Origin of the sequence: Paenibacillus sp. AK121 (assembly GCF_019042715.1) — a bacterium.
GTDB lineage: Bacteria > Bacillota > Bacilli > Paenibacillales > Paenibacillaceae > Paenibacillus > Paenibacillus polymyxa_C.
The window spans coordinates 300750-318676 of sequence record NZ_JAHPJM010000001.1 but is presented as its reverse complement, the minus strand read 5'-3'; the positions used below and the strand labels follow the sequence as shown (position 1 = coordinate 318676).

Here is a 17927-nt window from a genome sequence, read left to right as displayed (position 1 = left end):
ACTGGAAGGAAGAAAATCTGGTAACGCCATTTATTCGTAGCTTAAGGCTGTACAACCGCTATCTGGATTTAATTCAACGAAAATTCCTGCCTCATGATGGTAAATGAGTGGAAATCGCTCCGTATCTACATATTCGCGCACACCGCTTGAAAGCCACCATACCTGAAGCGGAACCCCTTTCCCCCACAAGAATAATCGGTCGCCAGAAACGGCCATATCCGCTTGGGGATATGGGTAAATCCCGTATTCATCAGGCTTACAATTTAGAGGCGGGATCGCAGGAAACACACGTCGGTACCCTGGCTGAGTCATATCGAATAGGACAACCGCCGGTTCCACTCCTTCCTCTCCCCAATCTTCCTCCTCCAGTAAATCGGCATCCATCTGTCCCCATACCGCCAATGTATCGGGTCCTCTCCAGCATACTGGCCCATCCCAATCTATGGTTTGCCAAAGATGGCGAACTGACGAACCATTCTCCGATTCCCATGGGTTCAGCAGCCAATCCGATAAGGACCAGGTTCGAACCACTCCTAATGGAGCCCATACCCATCCCGTATCCGCAATCCACTTTCCCTCTGGAGAAGCCAGCAGCTTCCCATGAAAATAATCTAGATAATGCTCATCTTTGTTCTCGCTGTTATAAACCGGGGCAGGTCTTGCTGTCAAAAGCTTCCCGGTTTCTACATCTGTCAAATCTAGCCGATTCCATTCCGTCCCATGAACAAGGATACATGCACCGTCTTGATGTACAAAGGCCAGGGGAAACATACTTTTATCGTAGTGGTATTCGTCCCGTGATAATTGCATTTTTTCTTGAGCATGGACTAAATCATACACTGCCGCATGTCGGCCAAATCGATTGGAGATCGCCACGTACTTGCCGTCAGGACTGGTCACCATTTGGACAGGTTGCAGGGGATTAAAATCAGGAATACAAATACGTGTACACAATTCTGCACTGCCAGAGCGAAGTTCTAGCCTCCACAGTTCTGCTTGTGTGTTCAATGCCAGCAAGGTTATGCTTCCCTGAGAGCCACCTTTTACAGGATGAATGGCCGTAAGACGTCCGATAGTCTGTGGTAAATCGGGTAAAGAAACGTGATGAAATGGCATCATTTAACCCCTTTTAATCTGGATAAATAATAATTTATACCCGTATTTGTGAAGCTGGATTTATCGACAAAAAATCTGAGTTCAAGCAATGCAGTCAATATTTTTATAAAAACTCCCGGTTTTTTCTTGCAAAAACATTTAAGATATGTAATTTCGCTAGGATTACTTTTGAGAATAAAATAGGAGTAATTCATCAAGATCAAATGGGAGATGAACTGCTCTGTTGGAGATTGATGCTCATTGATACAGTCGATCAGCACCTCTAATACCCTATTTTTATTAGAGTTATAGGCTTGTATAAACATCGTTGCTTCTGCAAACGGCTTGTTGAAATCGTCATACGGAAAATCATATACATCATGACTGCCTAGGATGAAGCTGACCAACTGACCCTGCAAAATTTTTATTTTTCCTAGCGCTGCCCGGGTATCCATATCCATCTCATTTTTGTTAATATGCTCATGCAACATGTCAATTAGAATATGCATATCATACTGTTGTGCGTCTTCCATCCTGTACATCATCTTATTATTTTCAATCGTTAGACGATCATAAATTTCATCCCCTAAACCCAGTTCAAATAAGAGATGGTGAAGAAAAAATAGCCTGTCCTGAGTAAGCGAGAATTCATTCCCTCTCTCTGCTAGATGTGAAACTTGATATTGATAATAAAAACAACATAAGTTTTTTCGGCTATAAACAGCATCTTTATGTATATCAAAAACGTTAAAAATGAGTGCAAGCAATCGAATCAGACGTTCAGCATCCGCTAAGCTTAGAATGGGATGATCCATTTTTGTAAATAGCGACCTGTCAAATAAATCATGCCATCGCACTAAAGAAATATGACTCTGCTCATTTATATTCAGAGTTAATATTCTTAAATTTTGCTCTTGATCAGGATAGGAATAGAATAGATATTCATGACTTAAATCAGAAATACGCTCATTAAAGAAGGCTCTTAATTTGTAATCGTATATTTTAGAAAAAGACATTTCTCTCCTCCTTGCAACATTATTTTCGAACTCCTATATTGTAAATTTAATCTGGAGCGACTGGCAAGGCGACATAAATACAGAAACATATGTTCTTCATTTCTATATTATGATATCTTTATGCTAGGAATGAAACGTTATGACGAAGGTCATAGCCTACGATTAGAAAGGAATGCACACCTATGAAACAGCTAAGCGAAGCTCTGGCCCGGTTTGTACACCAGCAAAACCTGTATAATGCAGCCTACGGGCTGTTCCAAGACCACGACATCCAGCCCCGGCCGGAGAACCTGACAGATTGCTGGGACAGCCGAATTCCTGTATCCCCTGAGCTTGAATACCTATATAGCCACTATGAAATGATCGATGCCAAGGCAGCGGGAACACACAAATTAAAAAATGCAGCAGTTGAAATTGGAGATGCCGCGGTTCTCTTTTTTGTCGCACCAGAACATCTGTATCGCCAACAGCTAGGCTATCGCTTCATTACATCTGGAGAGCTTGTTCATGAGTCATCTTCGTGGCCCTCCCATCATGTTGTAATTGCCACGTTTAATGACGATCCACTCATTGTCGATACTAGCGCACCCGATTCCCCTGTATATGCTGCTATTGAAGGTGGCGCAGCTCGGCAGGTTGCCAAATCTTTAGCTAACTTCTTTACGGCTCTTTCCATCCTGATTGAAGGTGCCTGTACCTTTAAGGGAGAATTGATAGATGAAGATACATACGAAACCAAAGCAGCATATATCGAGCACGTAAAACCATTGCTGCATCATTTGTTGGGCGAAAACCAAACCACGTATTTGCTGAATTACCTATCCTTTTGTTAGAAATCCTATTGGTTAAAGAGAGGTGGGGCTTTTTATGATCTATATCGCATTACTGCGGGGCATCAATGTTGGCGGCAACAACAAGATTGAGATGAAAAAGCTCAAGCAAACGTTTGAACATGCAGGTATGGGGCATGTGACGACTTACATTAATTCTGGAAACATTATTTTTTCCAGTCAGGAGCAGCCCAACCAGGAGCTATCGCTCGTACTGGAACAGGCGATTCTGGAGGATTTTAGCTTACCCATCCGTGTCATCGTCCGTAATATGAAGGAGATTCAGAGCATTATGGAGGCCCTGCCGAATGAATGGTCTAATGATACACAGATGAAAAGTGATGTAATGTTTCTGTGGGATGAAATTAACGATATTTCCGTTCTGGACAAGCTTCCCTTGAAACCGGGAATTGGGCATGTCATGTATACACCCGGGGCGATTTTGTTTTCTGTCAGCAAAGAACAAGTCACAAAAAGCGGTTTAACAAAATTAGTCGGCACTAAGCTGTATCAGCAAATGACGGTGCGGAATGTGAACACAACCCGTCAGATTTATAAGCTGATGCAAATGGCTGAACAGGAAGAACTACGGGATACGAGCTCTTGACTGTAGTCGTGTTTAAATAGGGAGGGATAGGCAAGATCAAAAACTCGCCAAAACTCATTAAAAAAATGGTCTACATAAATCAACAATTTCTAATACTATAGGCATAGAGATTTTGCTAAACTGGAAGGCTTCTCAGACGAAGAGGAACACCTATCATCAGCATGAACTAAACACTGAATAATGGGAGAAAAAACACTGTGACAAACCTACAAAATCAAAAACAAGTATATATAATCCACGGATACACAGCTTCGCCAACAGATCATTGGTTCCCTTGGTTACAAGACAAATTACAGGAAGACGGGGTTTCGGTAAATATACTAGAAATGCCCAACTCGCAAGCACCCGAGCTTAATGAGTGGATTGAGCATCTACTACAAAATATTAAAGTTCTACATAAAGACACCTATTTTATTGGACATAGCTTGGGTTGTGTATCCATATTAAGGTACCTGCAGCAAGTAAGTATCCCGGAAGCACTGGGTGGTGGAATTTTCGTTTCCGGTTTTGCTGACCCAGTGCCAAGCCTACCATCATTAGATGAGTTTACAAATGACCATTTGGATGATCAGCAAATCATGAATTCGCTAAAGGCGCGTGTAGTTATAGCTTCAAAGGACGACGCAATTGTCCCCTTTGCACTTAGTAAGAAACTAGCGGAAGATATGCAGGCTGATTTCCACGAAGTAGATCATGGGGGGCACTTTTTACAGAGTGACGGTTTTACTACCTTACCGATGGTATATCAAGTGTTAATTGAAATGATGAATGAAAATAGGTAGCGTTAAAAACCCGCAAGATAGACCTGGCAAAAAGGGTCCAGCTTGCGGGTTTTACATTTTCTACTGGATGAACTATGGATAATAAAGCGTATGTTTAGTCAAGGTATCAATACAATGCCCATTTTTCCGTGCATAGCTCCATAAAAGAATGAGCAACCTGTTCACATTCGTCATACCCCAAGCTACCAGAATGAGCAAAAAGAATGGGATATTCATTGTTTCTTTTCTCCTCTCTCATATCAAACATATAGTGGTTTCCGCACCCATCCATCGCAAACGACACGGCACCCGGCATATACTCTGGCAGCTCGTAGGCGAGGTTCATTTCTCTCAAATCTTCAGTATTGAAAAACTGGAAATAACGTTCTCCATTCTGAAATTCACCGCCATTAGAATATTTCAGCAATTCTATGTAACTATCAGGAAATTGTCCTTGGGGCAAATGCCAGCTAACAGGATCTAGCGATTGATATTGATCATAAAATGGAGACGATTTCGGAAAAGGGTTCACTTGTCTTTGTTGGATTTCGTGAATCTCCTGCTCCGATAGCTTTATATTCCATGTGTTCAAAAAATTCGCGATTTGTTCACCAGTTGCTTCCGGACATTTTATAAATTGATGTTCAAAGTGAATACTCCACATAATAACCACCCTCCCTACCTTGACGTCTCTAAAAGTTGTTGTTGCTACCTTTTTCAACCCATTCAGCCACACTTTCATGAGGTTGAAGGTTCTCACGTTTATAGTAAAAAACGGTCTTGAGCTCGTAATCCAAGCTTTCCGCAGCAATGAAAAATCGGGTACCAAACGTTTGATCCTCCATACAAATCACAGGCCCCTCAAGAAATCCGTAAGAGACAGTTTTTAACATTTCCAGTTCCTTGTCATTAGCCAGTCTAAAGCATTCAATTGAAAATACACCGCCCGGACAGGAAAGAAACGAGACCTCGTAAAATGTAATCTCTATGTTGTGATAATAGCTAAAGTCAAAGCTCCCTGCTAGTACCAGCTTGGGGCGACTTGTATAATCATAAATGTAGTAATGGTCAATGTTATTTTGAGAAAGTATTTCATTCAGCTGCATCAGTTTGGATTGAATGGAATGATTCATGATCCTATGTCCCCCCTCCCCACTCGCGGCTATTCCCGATCCGTCACCGCCTGCCACGCTTCTGTTATTGCTATAGGTGATTTGTGGCTGGTCTCTCCGCCACCTTCCTGAGTCCATAGCGGCGGATAATAAGCAAATACCTCTCCTGGCTGAAGTTGCTCCATATCCGACTGCCAACCATTCCAACGGAATGTCTGGTAGAACAAGCCCAAATCTCCCTCAGCCAACCAGCTCAAGAAACCGGAATAGGCCAGCTCAGTGGATTCCCACTCCAATGCATCCGGTGCAAAATAGTAGATATGGCCGCTACGTCCAAACTTTCCTGTATCCAATCCAAAGAAGCCACCTGCTGCATCATAGGCCACAATCAGCATTCCCCCAAGTGCAGGAACGCTCGCTGGCTCTTGCAGCCCGTTCCACGAAGCCAAACTACCGTAAATTTCAGGCCCACCTGCACCCAGTAAGGTGATCCATCCGTGGTCAAATATGATCCCTCCTGTTTCATAGGCAACCGTTCCCAAGTACGATTTTGTGCTCACTTGCAAACGGTAGAGCGAATCTCCCCTAACAGATTCCGATTCTGCCGGTACAATGCGATATGGATTATTCCCTTCTTGCAGAATGTTTCTGACCTCTTCCCATGCATGGTTGTCCTGATCCATTAGCTCATCAACCGTTAACGTATGCATATCCATTCTCCTTCCTGTATTCCGTATCTATCTTTCAACCTGTGAACTGATTTTCGAAAACCTGCGTTTGCTCTAAAATCACCCACTGATTCAGCTCGTCGTAGCCTTGGACAATCGCCGTGATCTCATGCCTCGGATACATCCACTCGGATGGGGCCTTTTCCGCATATGAATGGGTGTCTGCCAATCCGACTGCATTGTGCTGGAAAATATAAATTAGTGTTCCGTGTGGAAAAAAGGCTTCAATATGTCCAGTTACCTTAGTCCCAACCGGCAGTGCATTTTTGATTTGATGCCATTCCTTTTTGAAGGTGTGAAGATTGTTGGACCAGACTTCTTCAAACTCTTTTTTTGTAATTTTCGTATAATAGGGCTCTGTATCATCAATCGCTTTCTCGGCTAACAAGAAATGATATTGCTCGTGCTTACGATTAGAAGCAATAAAAGTACCGTCATCTTGGATCACAATTTGCCGATAGGCTACGCCGTCTGAGTCTATTTCAAAATACCAGGTTCCCATACCTGGTTCCGGACAATCTTTAAGATATTTCATTCGTACCTCCTAAAAGGATGTATAACCGTGTCATTTCATCTTTCTTTTTCCGCTATAGATTCTTGTCAAATATGCGAGATATTCCGAACGCGTCAGTCCTCCTGTTTGGCGATTGAACTCATCGTACGAAATGTCTTCCGGGAATCCGAATTCGGCCAGTGCTTTTCGGCGCTCTTCCCGATACAACGGGTTATCCAGCGTGTGGTGCCACTCCCGCTCTTCCCAAGGACCAAAACAGTCTGCAATGACACCTGAATATACACCGTTATTTAACAATTCGCGCGAAGACTTGAACACTGTCTTCCCTTCCGGTTTGGAAATTGTGCCCGTTCCCCAGGACAGTCTATATATTCTTTCTTTACTGCTATCTATGCTACTGCCGTAACCAATCGGAAACACAATATCCTCTTCCGCCAACGCTTTATACCCTATCCGCTCGTAGGACCCTCGCATAAAGGAATCATCCATGACAATCCAGGTTGTATCAGATAACGGGGCGGCCGTGACGGATTCCAAAGTTATTGAACGGTCACGACTTGTACACAAATACGGACGTACGAATAAAGGCATCGTCATGACACTGTTCCATATGCTCTCCTTTGCAAACAACTGATCCTTTTGCATTTGGCGCAAATCTCCGACGACCAGTACATAGCCATCTGTAAAAAGGTCTATTTCCACGCGGAAGATGTCTCCCGGAATGGTTTTATAACGCTGGTTTTTCATATGCTTCAATCGTTCCAGCTTACGATCATAGTCGTTAGGTACAAGCGACGGGTAACGTTGAAGCCAATCGATGATCTCTTCTTTACTATGTAAATGCTCACATCCAGTGATGGGCAATCTTACGCCAGTTTTGCTATTCACAGCAGTAACATAACTAATAGGACGATCTCTTCGAATGCCTGCTGAAAAGGATACACCTTCTGCTGTGATGCTCGAAACACTTGTATAATTCAGTTTTTTCTCTTTGCCACGAGCCGTTTTAGGTAGAACAAATGCCCGATCACGAGTAAAAATCTCTACATCAGCTTCTCCATAAGCATCCTCTTTGGAAGAAATTCGCTTGCGAATAACATCTCCATCCATACAAATAAAATATCCTTCTTTAATTTCTACTACGTCCCAATGTTCTTCCAGCGTCTCCAGCCCAAAATAGGGTCGTAACGCGTTCGTTAACCAACTATTCATCTGCTCCTCCTGTTCCGAGTATAATTCAGTAGACTTCATTTCTATTATTCCAGAAATTATAACATAACACGGCATGTAGCTCGTTTATTCATACATTGTTCCAGCTTGGACCAACTCCTCCTGAATCCAGCTACTGCTGGTAGACAGTTGGAGCAAGTCGGCCGTGATCTGTTTGATCTGTTCTTGCAGCACGTGTGGCTGATCTGTTCCTTCCAGAAAGCGACTCATAAAATGAAGAAAAACGTCTACCTTCCTAAGCAGCATTAACACAGGCAAAGCGTCAACCTCGGATTGGCTTAAACGAACCTGACGGCTGAAGCCCCGGCAAAAATCACGAACAGCTGTCGTTTCCTCCGGTTGTCCCAAAAATCCTGATAAAATGACCGCCGGATCCATGACCCGAACGTCCAGCGTACAAAATTCAAAATCAAGCAGTGCAGCCACCTGACTAGGGTCAGAATCCTTTACCAACAAATTGGAAGCGTTCAAATCTCCATGTACAAGCTGATGCGGCAAGTCTTCCAATGCATGAAGTGAATCTATAATCTCTTCATATACTTTTCCTATCAAACGCAGCTCCTCATGTAAATCTTTTAGAGGCTCCGGCGGGTTTAAACAAAAGCCTTGGATTACTTCCCGGTTACATAATGGATAGGATTGCTGCAAAGCATAATACGGCCGATAGACTGGAGTCATATCAAGATTAAGTGTTGCAAGTGCAGCAGATAATTCGCCAGCTGTCTCGCCAAAAGAATAGGCAAAGCTAGGATCCTGCTCCGATGGGGATGTGCCTTCTATGTATTCGAACAGACACACATATTTGCCACTATCCTTTTCAACCTGTGCAAGTGTCTCTCCAGTAATCGTTCGGATTGGCATTGGAACCCTGAATGATAGAGAATGCCTGCTCAGTTCCTGCAAAACCGCATGCTCAAATTCGATTTTGTTCCGATCCCTGTGTGTATCGTAGATGCGCAGCACCCCACTTCGCCCACCGCTCTTAACAAAATACGTCGTATTATTCCAACCTCCGGTTTCTCTCTGTAGTGTCCCGTCCCACTCCGGCCAGTGCCGTCTTAATACCGCTTCCAAAATGTATCCTCCCTATTAAACATCCGCTTATGAATTTGCAGTTATTATAACAAATATAGACGCCCATTAGAATTGGACGTCTATCCCATTTGGCACACTCCTATCACAAAAGGAAATCGCTTGTTTTTTGTACATATGGATTGTAGTATTAAGCCGATCCGTGAAAGGAGAATTACAGTAATGGAAACGAACTACAAAAAGCTGCTGGATCAGATGATGGCACCCTATGATGAAATGCTGCAGAGTCTAATAAGTGATCACGCCGATTTTTCGAAGGTTGACTATTTGGAGCAACACAGTGAGGAATATGGAAAAAGTGATGCCAATTATACCAATCGCTTGAAGGTGCTTTTGGCTATGTATAATCGTGAGGATCGATATGCCCCGCATTACGAACCGATTGTGAGAAGGCTGCTCGTTAATGAGATTATAGATAGGGAAACGAACAGTTTTCAAGGGATTGGAGATGCTCTGCATTATGCCGTTTTTTTACTGCAAAAGTATGAGCGTGAACAGGACCAAATTTTGTTCCAGCAGGCCAAGAAAGCCAATTTCGATACATACGCCGGGTTTGATCCTGAGTTGATTTTGGAAACATATTTGTTCAGCAAAGATTCAGCTGATCTTGAAGATTGCATCAATATCGCAAGTGAACTCGGGGAAGATGTATATCTATCATTATTTATCGATCTGTGGATCAGAGAGCAGACGGATTGGGACAAAGAAAATTTGCGGACACTCGTTTATCATGAGAGATGGCGCAACCATGCAGAAGGTGAAATTGAAGCTCTCAAAAAGCTGGCCGAAATGGAGAAAATAGAAGAAAATCCTAGTAACTACTGTTCTACTGCATCCAGCTTGGCAGAAAAGCTCATTGAAACAGGACGATGGGATGAAGCTTGGGAAACGATGGCAACCATCATTCCGCTTATTACGAAGGAAAAAGAATGGTTCCTGTACGGACTGGGCCGCAATATAATTACAGCCTGTATCCACATCATCATGCATTTTGGAGCAAAAAGCCGACAGGCTACTTCGTTATGGCAAACGATAAAAGGGGTTCTTCAACCTGACGCTAACAATATGGGGACCATTCAATATCAGCTTGCTGTATCTGTCAGCAAATTTATGGGTGATACCAAATTGGAGCAAAAGTTACTCAGGATTCGGAAGCAACGTCAATAATCCAGTTGCCATAAGGAGCCTGTCGCATGCAATGTAAAAAACGAGGCATTTGACCCAGCAGCTCGCTTTCCAGTTGCCCCTCGAAGCGAGGGGCAGCGAAAATACGGATTGCAGTGCATTGCCTTCCTCTACAGATTTCCGGTCACGATAATACCATCTGCTTGCTTCAAATGCGCTCTAACCCATGCTGTAAAGGAATCGATAAATATGCGTAATTCTGGCTCCTTGGCAGGCCAAGCATCCAATTCTGTTAATATTTCATGCCATACCGACGCCTGAATCGGATTATCCCAGCAGGCATCAAAAGCCTCATACGTTTCCCCCGTGTCAGGATCGACAAGTGGATATTTGGACTTTAACACAGACAGCACGATATCAAAGTCATCTGCGTAGATGAAGATCATCTCCTCCAGCTTTGGCTCATCTGTATCCCCATAGCGCAGCGGTTCAAAAGTATATCCAATATTGGCTCTTGGACCACTATAGCGATAGATTAGTGTCTGAATCTCTGTTTTTCCTTTCTTAGTCACTCTCTCTTACTCCTCTCTTCGGCTACAACTCGAACCAATCCGCAGCGCATTTCTCTTCTTCCAGTGCCCTACACATTCCTTCCCTTAACCTCATCGCATCTCCGCCGCCGATATGAAATAGACAATAGATATAAGGTTCATCATCTTCTAACCCTTCAATATTTCTTGCCTCTTCCACTGAAATCTGAAGCGCTTCAGGCCAATCAGAATTATTCTGAAGCAGAACAAAACCATCCTCATCCCTTTGCATCCGATATCCCTCAATCCTAGGCAATGCTTCAGTTAAGCGTTCCATTAGTGCTTTAATATCCTTAACATCTGCGACCTTAATTCCATACTCCCACCCCATCTGCATTCCTCCAATTTTATGAACTCCTCCTTAATTAGAACCACCCCTAAATTGGGTTTCACCTTCTCATTCACCTCAGGAAATTCACTTGGATTCAGTCATAGTCCGCATATAAGAGGTATTCCTTGCAATGCCTGCACTGAAATAAATAACCCCGAAACGATCCGTCACGTTCCATGCTTTCCCGTATTCGACTCTTAGCCTCTTTTTCATTATACAAAGCCAAAATAGGCATAAACATCAGGTTGACATCATTTTCTATCCCTCTACTGACAAGCTCCTTCCAGCCCACAAAATCTATAAAAACACAGTAGTCATCACAGTGATCCAGCCACGCGGCGGTCTGCCATGCCTCATAACCGGGAGTCCGATGCAGTAGCTCATCCAGTTTTGGTTCCTCCAGTTGTGCACAGCAAGCAGGGTCATGAAATGTTCCCTGTAGCATGCTCTCTTTCTAAGCCCTCAAGCTCTTCCTTCAATTGGTACATGGCTTGTACAGCCTCGGGACTGGGTGCGTACAAACTATATCTTTTGTTTAGTGCCACCCATTTTTGCTGGATTTCCATAAGCCCCTCACTTCCTTCTGATTTTCCTGAAATTTCTTATAACTTATTATAATAGATATAGGCTTCCGGTGAGTATACCCCGGAAGCCTATGGATTCATCTAACCAATCTTTTATTTATTTTGCCTTATGAGGAACAGGCTCACTATTCCCGTTTCTTTTTCTCACTCCCAACATAATAACAGCCATAACAGCTACCAAAACTGCTATAAACATAAAGGGAATATATTTGTCCACTCGATACAAGGTGGTCGTCAAAATAGGAGCAATGATCGCGGAAATTCCCTGTACCGCAGCTACCAGCCCCGCTGCTCCCCCTTGCTGCTCTTGACTGACCGAAAGCGAAGCACCTGCCATAAAACCGGGCATCAGTAAGCCTGTGCCTATGCCAAACATAAAGAACGCTGCATAGTAAACGACCAAGCTGGCTGAAATCAGAAATAATGCCATTCCAGCAATTAGGAATAGAGAACCAAGCAAAATCATCGGCTTAGGCTGCCATTTAAGCCATTTCATCTGGATGATCTGCACAATCAGCATCGCTGCCCCGGAGAACATAAGTCCAAAGGACACGACTCTTGCTGTTTCTTCGGATGTAAGACCTAACTGATCTTGAAAATAAAAACCACCTATAACCTGAATAGTCACAATACTTATCATCGTAACCAAGCCTGCAAACAAATACATTCTTAGACCTGGCTGGAGGGGGTTAATTCGAGCGGGTTTTTGCTGAATAACGGGCTGGGCCGCCGGAATCGCCAGCAGAGACACCACGAATGCAACAGCGGCAATGACAATTCCAAAATATAAGGGCCATAACAGCCCTATTAAAGTAAAGGCACCTGCAATCGCGGGACCAAATACCAGCCCGAGCCCATTCGCCGCACTAATAATAGCCATACCACTTCCACGCTCTTCTCCTTCCGTTACATCTCCCATATAAGCTTGGGACGATGACAACACCGCCGGGATAAAGCCGCCAATTAAGCCGCGTGTAACAATCAGCAGGACTAACAGCAGCCCCCCACTAAGCCAACCATTTAATCCTGCAAAAAGAGTAAGTGTAAACAACAGACAGCTTACACACATCCCTATGAAACCAAGCAGAATCACCGGCTTGCGTCCCTTTGCATCACTCAGATTTCCCCATACTGGAGCCATTAAGACCATCGTTATAGAACCAAGCGATATAATTAATCCGGAATGGCTTTCTCTTAAGCCTAATTCACGAATAAGGGGCGGCATAATTGGAGCAATGAGCATGAGCCCTAGCATAGCCACAAATACACTGAAAAAGATGCTCCCTTTTATTCTATTCATCCTCGCACACTCCTCTGTTAAAGATTCTCTCTATGCAGAAGTATACGGAGCATACCAAAACGCTACTGCCTATAGACGGATAAATTTGCGGTTAAACGGATTTTATTTTGCGTATAAAACAGCAGCCAGTCTGAGAGGGCTTCATTTCCTGGCATGTTATTACGATATATGATGTACAGTCTTTTGCCTTTAGTAATTAGCGTAGCTGTGGGTTGAGTCTGTATATCGATGTCTAAGGGGGAAATCTCAGTGAAAACAAAAATAGGATCAATCATGAAGGTAAGATCATTAAGAACGAAGTTAACCATAATGTGCTTGATTATTTTAATTGTACCCACATTCGTGATTGGAATCAGTTCTTATGTTGTTTCCAAGAATGAAATGAATGAATCAGGCAAAGTAGCACTTAAGAATAGTGTGCAAATGGTAATTGGTATGATTAGTTTCCTCAATGGGCAAGTCGAAGCCGGTAATTTAACATTGGAAGAAGCACAGGAAAAACTGCGCATCGAGCTGCTCGGTGTAAAAGATGCTAATAACAAAAGACCGGTAAAGATTAAATATACTGTAGGTAAAACAGGTTATCCGTGGGCAGTCAACCAAGATGCCGTTTCAGTGATGAACCCTTCAAATGAAGGCCAGGATTTAATAAATGCCGTATCGGAAGACGGTGTGCATGTGGGAAAAGAGTTTGTAGAAGCCGGTACAAACGGCGGGGGATTCGTCACTTATAAATGGGCTTTACCTGGTACAGATCAAGTGGAGACGAAAATTTCGTACGTTGAAAGGGATCCTTATTGGGGATGGATCATCGGCTCTGGAGCATATTTTAACGAATTTAACAGCGGGGCGACCAAGGTCCTTTATATTGTCCTGATTATTACGACTATTGCAGTTATTCTGGGAGCAATTATCGTAAGCTTTGTTTCGGGACGTTTTACGAAGCCTATTATCATGATTGCAAAGCGGCTTAATGCAGTTGCGGACGGTGATTTAACGGTCGAAGAAGTCAAAATCAATTCAAAAGATGAGGTTGGCGAGCTGGCACAGGATTTCAATCATATGATTAAAAATATTAGATATTTGATTGGTGAAGTAAACCTGTCCACAAAGCAGGTAGCAGCTTCCTCGAAAGAATTAACCCTTGGTGCAGAGCATACTGGGCAGGCAACCGAGCATATCACCATTGCGATTCAAGAATCGGCGGCCGGTGCGAAGGAGCAGCAACTGATGCTCCAGAAGACAACCAGCTCGCTTGAAGAAATTTCAATAGGCATGCAGCGGATCACGGATAGCTCCTTGACTATTGCTGAATCGTCTGCAGACGCGATGGAAATGGCGAGCCTTGGCGGTACTGCTGTACAACATACGGTGAAGCAAATGGACTTGATTAGCCATTCCGTCAATGAAACCGATGCGGTTATGAGAATGCTGGATGAACGCACTCAACAGATCGACACGATGCTACATGCCATTACGGATATCGCACAGCAGACCAATCTGCTTGCCTTAAATGCTTCGATTGAGGCTGCCCGTGCAGGCGAAGAAGGCCGCGGTTTCTCCGTAGTTGCTTCAGAGGTAAGAAAGCTGGCCGAACAATCGAACCAGTCTTCCGGGCAGATTTCCGAGTTGATTCAGAATATGCGCAAAGATATGGAGCATTCGCTTAAGACCATGGAACGCGTAAAACAGGATGTAGACTCCGGCATTAAAATTGCCAATGAGACGGAGCAGCAGTTTAATAAAATTGTGGCGTCCACCAATCATATCGCACAGCAAACGGAAGAGCTCGCGAGCATCACGGAGCAAATAACCGCAAGTGTCCAGGAGATTTCGGCGAGCGGAGAGAACGTATCCAGTCTGGCGCTTCAAGCGGCGGACAACTCGCAGAATATTGCAGCGTCTGCAGAAGAACAGCTGGCTTCGATGCAGCAGATCACCAGCCTGGCAACGACCTTGTCGGATATGTCACAGAAATTACAGGATCTAACGGTCAAATTCAAATACTAACGGAAATAAGTCTTTCCAAAACATCGCTCTAAACTGTTCTTCTATTATGAGGTCAACCGGTTCTTCCTGGTTGACCCTTTTTGCATTGTTCTGAGGAATTACTGAAAAGGCTTGCAAATCATGATCCCCTTCTAGCGATGTGAATTGGACACGGTTTTTGTTGATTTGGTTCAGAATTGGTTCAGAGGCATTTAGTATAGTAATTCAGTAGTGTAAGAAAATCATATTCGTAGGTTAGTCATCATGGAGAATCTTAGTAAGCTCATCGTGACACCGGAAATTTATGGAGGAAGTTTATGAGTAAATTCAAGTCTTTTTGTTTAACTTATCTTGCTGTTATCGTCTTATTTGGAACCTGGACATGGAGTTTTTCCGAGAGTACTGTGTATGCAACCTCCTCACCAGCACCTAGTGTAACGGATGCTGTGTATGCTACTGAAACCACGGTAACGAGTTGGACAAATCCTTCTAAACAAGGTCAATCCGTAACGTTTAGCATCAAAACCATCTCAACCCCACAAATTACGAAAGATTTAACCGGCTCGGTTATCCTTATGGACGGTACGGATATATTAGATACGCTGACGATGAGGCCAAATGGCATTGCGAATGGATATGCCACTGCGACCTACACCACAAGCGATTTAAGTGTGGGAAGTCATCCGATTACTGCTATATATAGTGGGGATGCTCGATTTGCCCCCAGTACATCTGAGCCTTACGTTCAGGTCGTAAATGCATCTACACCTACGACTACACCTTCACTGAGACCTACAGTAACTACAGTACTGAGTTCGCCAAATCCGTCTAGTCACGGCCAAGAAGTAAGGTTTAGCGTGAGGACAACTTCAAACCCACAAACTTCGGGCGATTTAACCGGAACAGTCATCCTTATGGACGGCACGAATATATTAGGTACGCTGACGATGGAGCCAGTGGGCATTTCGAATGGTTATGCCAATGCGTACTACACTACAAGCAACTTAAGTGTGGGAAGCCACCCGATTACTGCTATATACAGTGGAGATGTTCGATTCGCGCCGAGTACCTCTGAAGCGTATATACAGGTTGTAAACGGAGATGCAGGCACTGGTGGTACTGGAAGTACGAGCGGAACCGGTGCTACTACTGGTAACGACAGCAGCAGTAGTAATAAAAAAGATAAGAAGGATAACGCGGATAGCAGTGATTCATCTTTTTCCAGTGAAACAACTACATCTTCATCACCATCGGTTTCAACAACGGATGTACCGACTCCGGAAATCATGCCCGTAGAGCAATCCGAGGTTGCGCATGAAAAATATATAACGGGTTATCAGGATGGTACATTCCGACCGGACCAGTCCATTACACGAGCTGAAACCGCCGCAATGATGGCTAGAATTATGAAGCTGGAGACAAAAGAAGGCTCAACGACATACAAAGATGTACCTAACATGTATTGGGCAAAGGATTCGATTATAGCGCTTACGACACAGCACCTCATGAATGGATATGCAGATGGAACATTTCGGCCAGAGCAACCCATTACCCGTGCAGAAATGGCAGCAATACTCGCATCCTGGAAGCAGCTTAAAGGTACACAAACCGCAGCGTCTCCCTATACCGATATCGAAAAGCATTGGGCAAGAGATTCCATTGTAGCGCTAGCTAATGCAGGATGGATTACCGGTTATAACGACAACAGCTTCCAACCCAATAAATATATAACACGAGTAGAGACTGTTACCATTTTAAACACGATCTTAAAGCGAGGACCCCTGGAAGGAACAATTCAGGCTACTTGGAAGGATGTACCAGTAGATTACTGGGCATTCAAAAATATTGAAGAAGCGTCTCGTACCCATACTTCAACCATCAATTCAGAGGGTACAGAAACTTTCGTGAAATAAGCACCAAATAAAAAGCTGGCATCCTTTCTATAACAGGGTTCCAGCTTTTTATTTACTTGATATCTTTAGAAGGGTCAAAAAAGAAATTTTAAAATACTTTCTTCAAGGATGATGGTTTCACTCCGTATTCCCGGAAAAATTGCTCTGAAAATGCACTCACATTGCTGTACCCTACAGCCATCGCAGCTTCTGTTACATTGCTCTCCTGGCTTCGAAGCAGCTTCATCGCATAATCGAGACGAATTTGGCGCAAATATTCAAATACAGTCGTTCCAAAACATGCTTTGAATCCTTTTTTTAATTTAAAATCGTTTAATCCTACTTTTTTGGATAATGCGATCAGTGAAGGAGGATCAATCATGCTGGATTCAAGGATTTGCCGAGCCATATGCAACTTTCTGACATCTTCTTTAGATAAGCCTTCGGGCATGGGGGTTAAATCAAATAATTGAATCATAAGTCGATTTAAAATCTCTAGTGCTGCTGCTTCCATTAATAAAGGCGATCTATGCACACTTTTCAAGTCTTTGATCAAATGTTCAATCATCACTATACTTCTGTGATCCAGTTCAAAACCAAAGTGATGGAATGCAGCCCCCTTCAGAATTTGATTAAATTCAATAGCTACCTGTCGACGAGCCGCCAACTGTGAAGCCGCATAATTAAACAACGAAACAGGAATGCCAAGTGCAAATGATTGGTATTGTTCGTTAACCGGAGGATGGAAGCGTGCTTTGAAATCCTGTAAAAAAATAAGAGCCCCCCGCCCCGACGGGAGTGTATAGTCCAGACCAGCTATATTCACATGACGTTGCCCCGAAAGCGCAAATTGAAGTTCAATCATTTGTCCTCTGGAAGCAAAGTTCGTCGGGTAAGGCTCGTGATATTGAATGTGCGAATACACAATCTCGATTCCGCTGTAAGTTGTAACTCGGTAAATATGTCCGTTACCCGCTTCTGGTAACATCATATAGGTATGCTCGTTTTGTTTTCTAAATGGAGTTTTTTCTAAATAATGCTGATATATTAATGATAACGAATTTGAATTCACAAGCATCCACCTCAAAGGTTTTCATTCATTTTGATGATTCAAATGAGAATCGTTATCAT

The 17927-nt window shown here is 43.4% G+C and carries 20 protein-coding genes; 6 read left to right on the top strand and 14 right to left on the bottom strand.

The window, feature by feature from the left end:
* Positions 1–30: 30 nt before the first annotated feature.
* Positions 31–1116: a hypothetical protein gene (locus KSP24_RS01385; RefSeq protein WP_216974288.1), complete on the bottom strand. Its 1086-nt coding sequence runs from the start codon at positions 1114–1116 to the stop codon at positions 31–33.
* Positions 1116–2111, bottom strand: coding sequence for a hypothetical protein (locus KSP24_RS01380; RefSeq protein WP_216974287.1), 996 nt, complete (start codon positions 2109–2111; stop codon positions 1116–1118). Before KSP24_RS01380 ends, KSP24_RS01385 begins: the two co-directional genes overlap by 1 nt.
* A 182-nt stretch (positions 2112–2293) precedes the next feature.
* Here KSP24_RS01380 and KSP24_RS01375 point away from each other — a divergent pair, with 182 nt between their 5' ends.
* The 3 genes from KSP24_RS01375 (at position 2294) to KSP24_RS01365 (ending at position 4330) form a co-directional block, all read left to right on the top strand.
* Positions 2294–2944 (top strand): hypothetical protein, encoded by a 651-nt coding sequence (locus KSP24_RS01375; RefSeq protein ID WP_216974286.1) that lies wholly within the window; start codon positions 2294–2296, stop codon positions 2942–2944.
* Between the two features lie 34 nt (positions 2945–2978).
* The gene (locus KSP24_RS01370; RefSeq protein WP_064962015.1) at positions 2979–3548 is read left to right on the top strand and encodes a DUF1697 domain-containing protein; all 570 of its coding nucleotides are present in this window, start codon (positions 2979–2981) and stop codon (positions 3546–3548) included.
* Between the two features lie 197 nt (positions 3549–3745).
* Positions 3746–4330, top strand: coding sequence for an RBBP9/YdeN family alpha/beta hydrolase (locus tag KSP24_RS01365; protein WP_216974285.1), 585 nt, complete (start codon positions 3746–3748; stop codon positions 4328–4330).
* Positions 4331–4436: 106 nt separating this feature from the next.
* Here KSP24_RS01365 and KSP24_RS01360 read toward each other — a convergent pair whose 3' ends face one another.
* The 6 genes from KSP24_RS01360 to KSP24_RS01335 all read right to left on the bottom strand — a co-directional run bounded on the left by KSP24_RS01360 (position 4437) and on the right by KSP24_RS01335 (position 8967).
* Entirely contained in the window at positions 4437–4973 is a 537-nt protein-coding gene (locus tag KSP24_RS01360; RefSeq protein WP_064962013.1) for an SMI1/KNR4 family protein, read from the bottom strand.
* Positions 4974–5001: 28 nt separating this feature from the next.
* A complete protein-coding gene (locus tag KSP24_RS01355) occupies positions 5002–5442 on the bottom strand; it encodes a hypothetical protein (RefSeq protein ID WP_058829995.1) in 441 nt (146 codons plus the stop codon).
* Between the two features lie 29 nt (positions 5443–5471).
* Positions 5472–6131 carry a DUF2625 domain-containing protein gene (locus tag KSP24_RS01350; RefSeq protein ID WP_064962012.1) on the bottom strand — a complete coding sequence of 220 codons (660 nt, stop codon included), beginning with the start codon at positions 6129–6131 and terminating at the stop codon, positions 5472–5474.
* Between the two features lie 34 nt (positions 6132–6165).
* Positions 6166–6684 (bottom strand): hypothetical protein, encoded by a 519-nt coding sequence (locus KSP24_RS01345; protein WP_064962011.1) that lies wholly within the window; start codon positions 6682–6684, stop codon positions 6166–6168.
* A gap of 30 nt (positions 6685–6714) precedes the next feature.
* Positions 6715–7875: an immunity 26/phosphotriesterase HocA family protein gene (locus KSP24_RS01340; protein ID WP_040103209.1), complete on the bottom strand. Its 1161-nt coding sequence runs from the start codon at positions 7873–7875 to the stop codon at positions 6715–6717.
* 84 nt (positions 7876–7959) lie between these two features.
* The gene (locus KSP24_RS01335) at positions 7960–8967 is read right to left on the bottom strand and encodes a phosphotransferase enzyme family protein (RefSeq protein ID WP_216974284.1); all 1008 of its coding nucleotides are present in this window, start codon (positions 8965–8967) and stop codon (positions 7960–7962) included.
* Positions 8968–9147: 180 nt separating this feature from the next.
* Here KSP24_RS01335 and KSP24_RS01330 point away from each other — a divergent pair, with 180 nt between their 5' ends.
* Complete coding sequence (locus tag KSP24_RS01330) at positions 9148–10152, top strand: hypothetical protein (protein WP_216974283.1); 1005 nt, start codon at positions 9148–9150, stop codon at positions 10150–10152.
* A 128-nt stretch (positions 10153–10280) separates the two neighbouring features.
* Here the strand turns inward: KSP24_RS01330 and KSP24_RS01325 are convergent, their stop codons facing one another.
* From KSP24_RS01325 to KSP24_RS01305, 5 genes are all read right to left on the bottom strand, one after another.
* Positions 10281–10682 carry a hypothetical protein gene (locus KSP24_RS01325; protein ID WP_029515491.1) on the bottom strand — a complete coding sequence of 134 codons (402 nt, stop codon included), beginning with the start codon at positions 10680–10682 and terminating at the stop codon, positions 10281–10283.
* 22 nt (positions 10683–10704) lie between these two features.
* On the bottom strand, positions 10705–11031 hold the full coding sequence (locus tag KSP24_RS01320) for a hypothetical protein (protein WP_216974282.1): 327 nt from the start codon (positions 11029–11031) through the stop codon (positions 10705–10707).
* A 94-nt stretch (positions 11032–11125) separates the two neighbouring features.
* Complete coding sequence (locus tag KSP24_RS01315) at positions 11126–11476, bottom strand: CbrC family protein (protein WP_013372355.1); 351 nt, start codon at positions 11474–11476, stop codon at positions 11126–11128.
* Positions 11454–11597 carry a hypothetical protein gene (locus KSP24_RS01310; protein ID WP_216974281.1) on the bottom strand — a complete coding sequence of 48 codons (144 nt, stop codon included), beginning with the start codon at positions 11595–11597 and terminating at the stop codon, positions 11454–11456. Before KSP24_RS01310 ends, KSP24_RS01315 begins: the two co-directional genes overlap by 23 nt.
* Before the next feature lie 115 nt (positions 11598–11712).
* Entirely contained in the window at positions 11713–12915 is a 1203-nt protein-coding gene (locus KSP24_RS01305) for an MFS transporter (protein WP_216974280.1), read from the bottom strand.
* 249 nt (positions 12916–13164) lie between these two features.
* On the opposite strand from KSP24_RS01305, the gene KSP24_RS01300 reads away from it, so the two are divergent.
* Positions 13165–14925, top strand: a complete 1761-nt coding sequence (locus KSP24_RS01300; protein ID WP_216974279.1) for a methyl-accepting chemotaxis protein — start codon at positions 13165–13167, stop codon at positions 14923–14925.
* A gap of 296 nt (positions 14926–15221) precedes the next feature.
* Complete coding sequence (locus tag KSP24_RS01295) at positions 15222–16817, top strand: S-layer homology domain-containing protein (RefSeq protein ID WP_013372360.1); 1596 nt, start codon at positions 15222–15224, stop codon at positions 16815–16817.
* An 88-nt stretch (positions 16818–16905) separates the two neighbouring features.
* On the opposite strand, the gene KSP24_RS01290 is transcribed toward KSP24_RS01295, so the two are convergent.
* Positions 16906–17868 (bottom strand): helix-turn-helix domain-containing protein, encoded by a 963-nt coding sequence (locus KSP24_RS01290; RefSeq protein ID WP_058830006.1) that lies wholly within the window; start codon positions 17866–17868, stop codon positions 16906–16908.
* Positions 17869–17927: the final 59 nt, after the last annotated feature.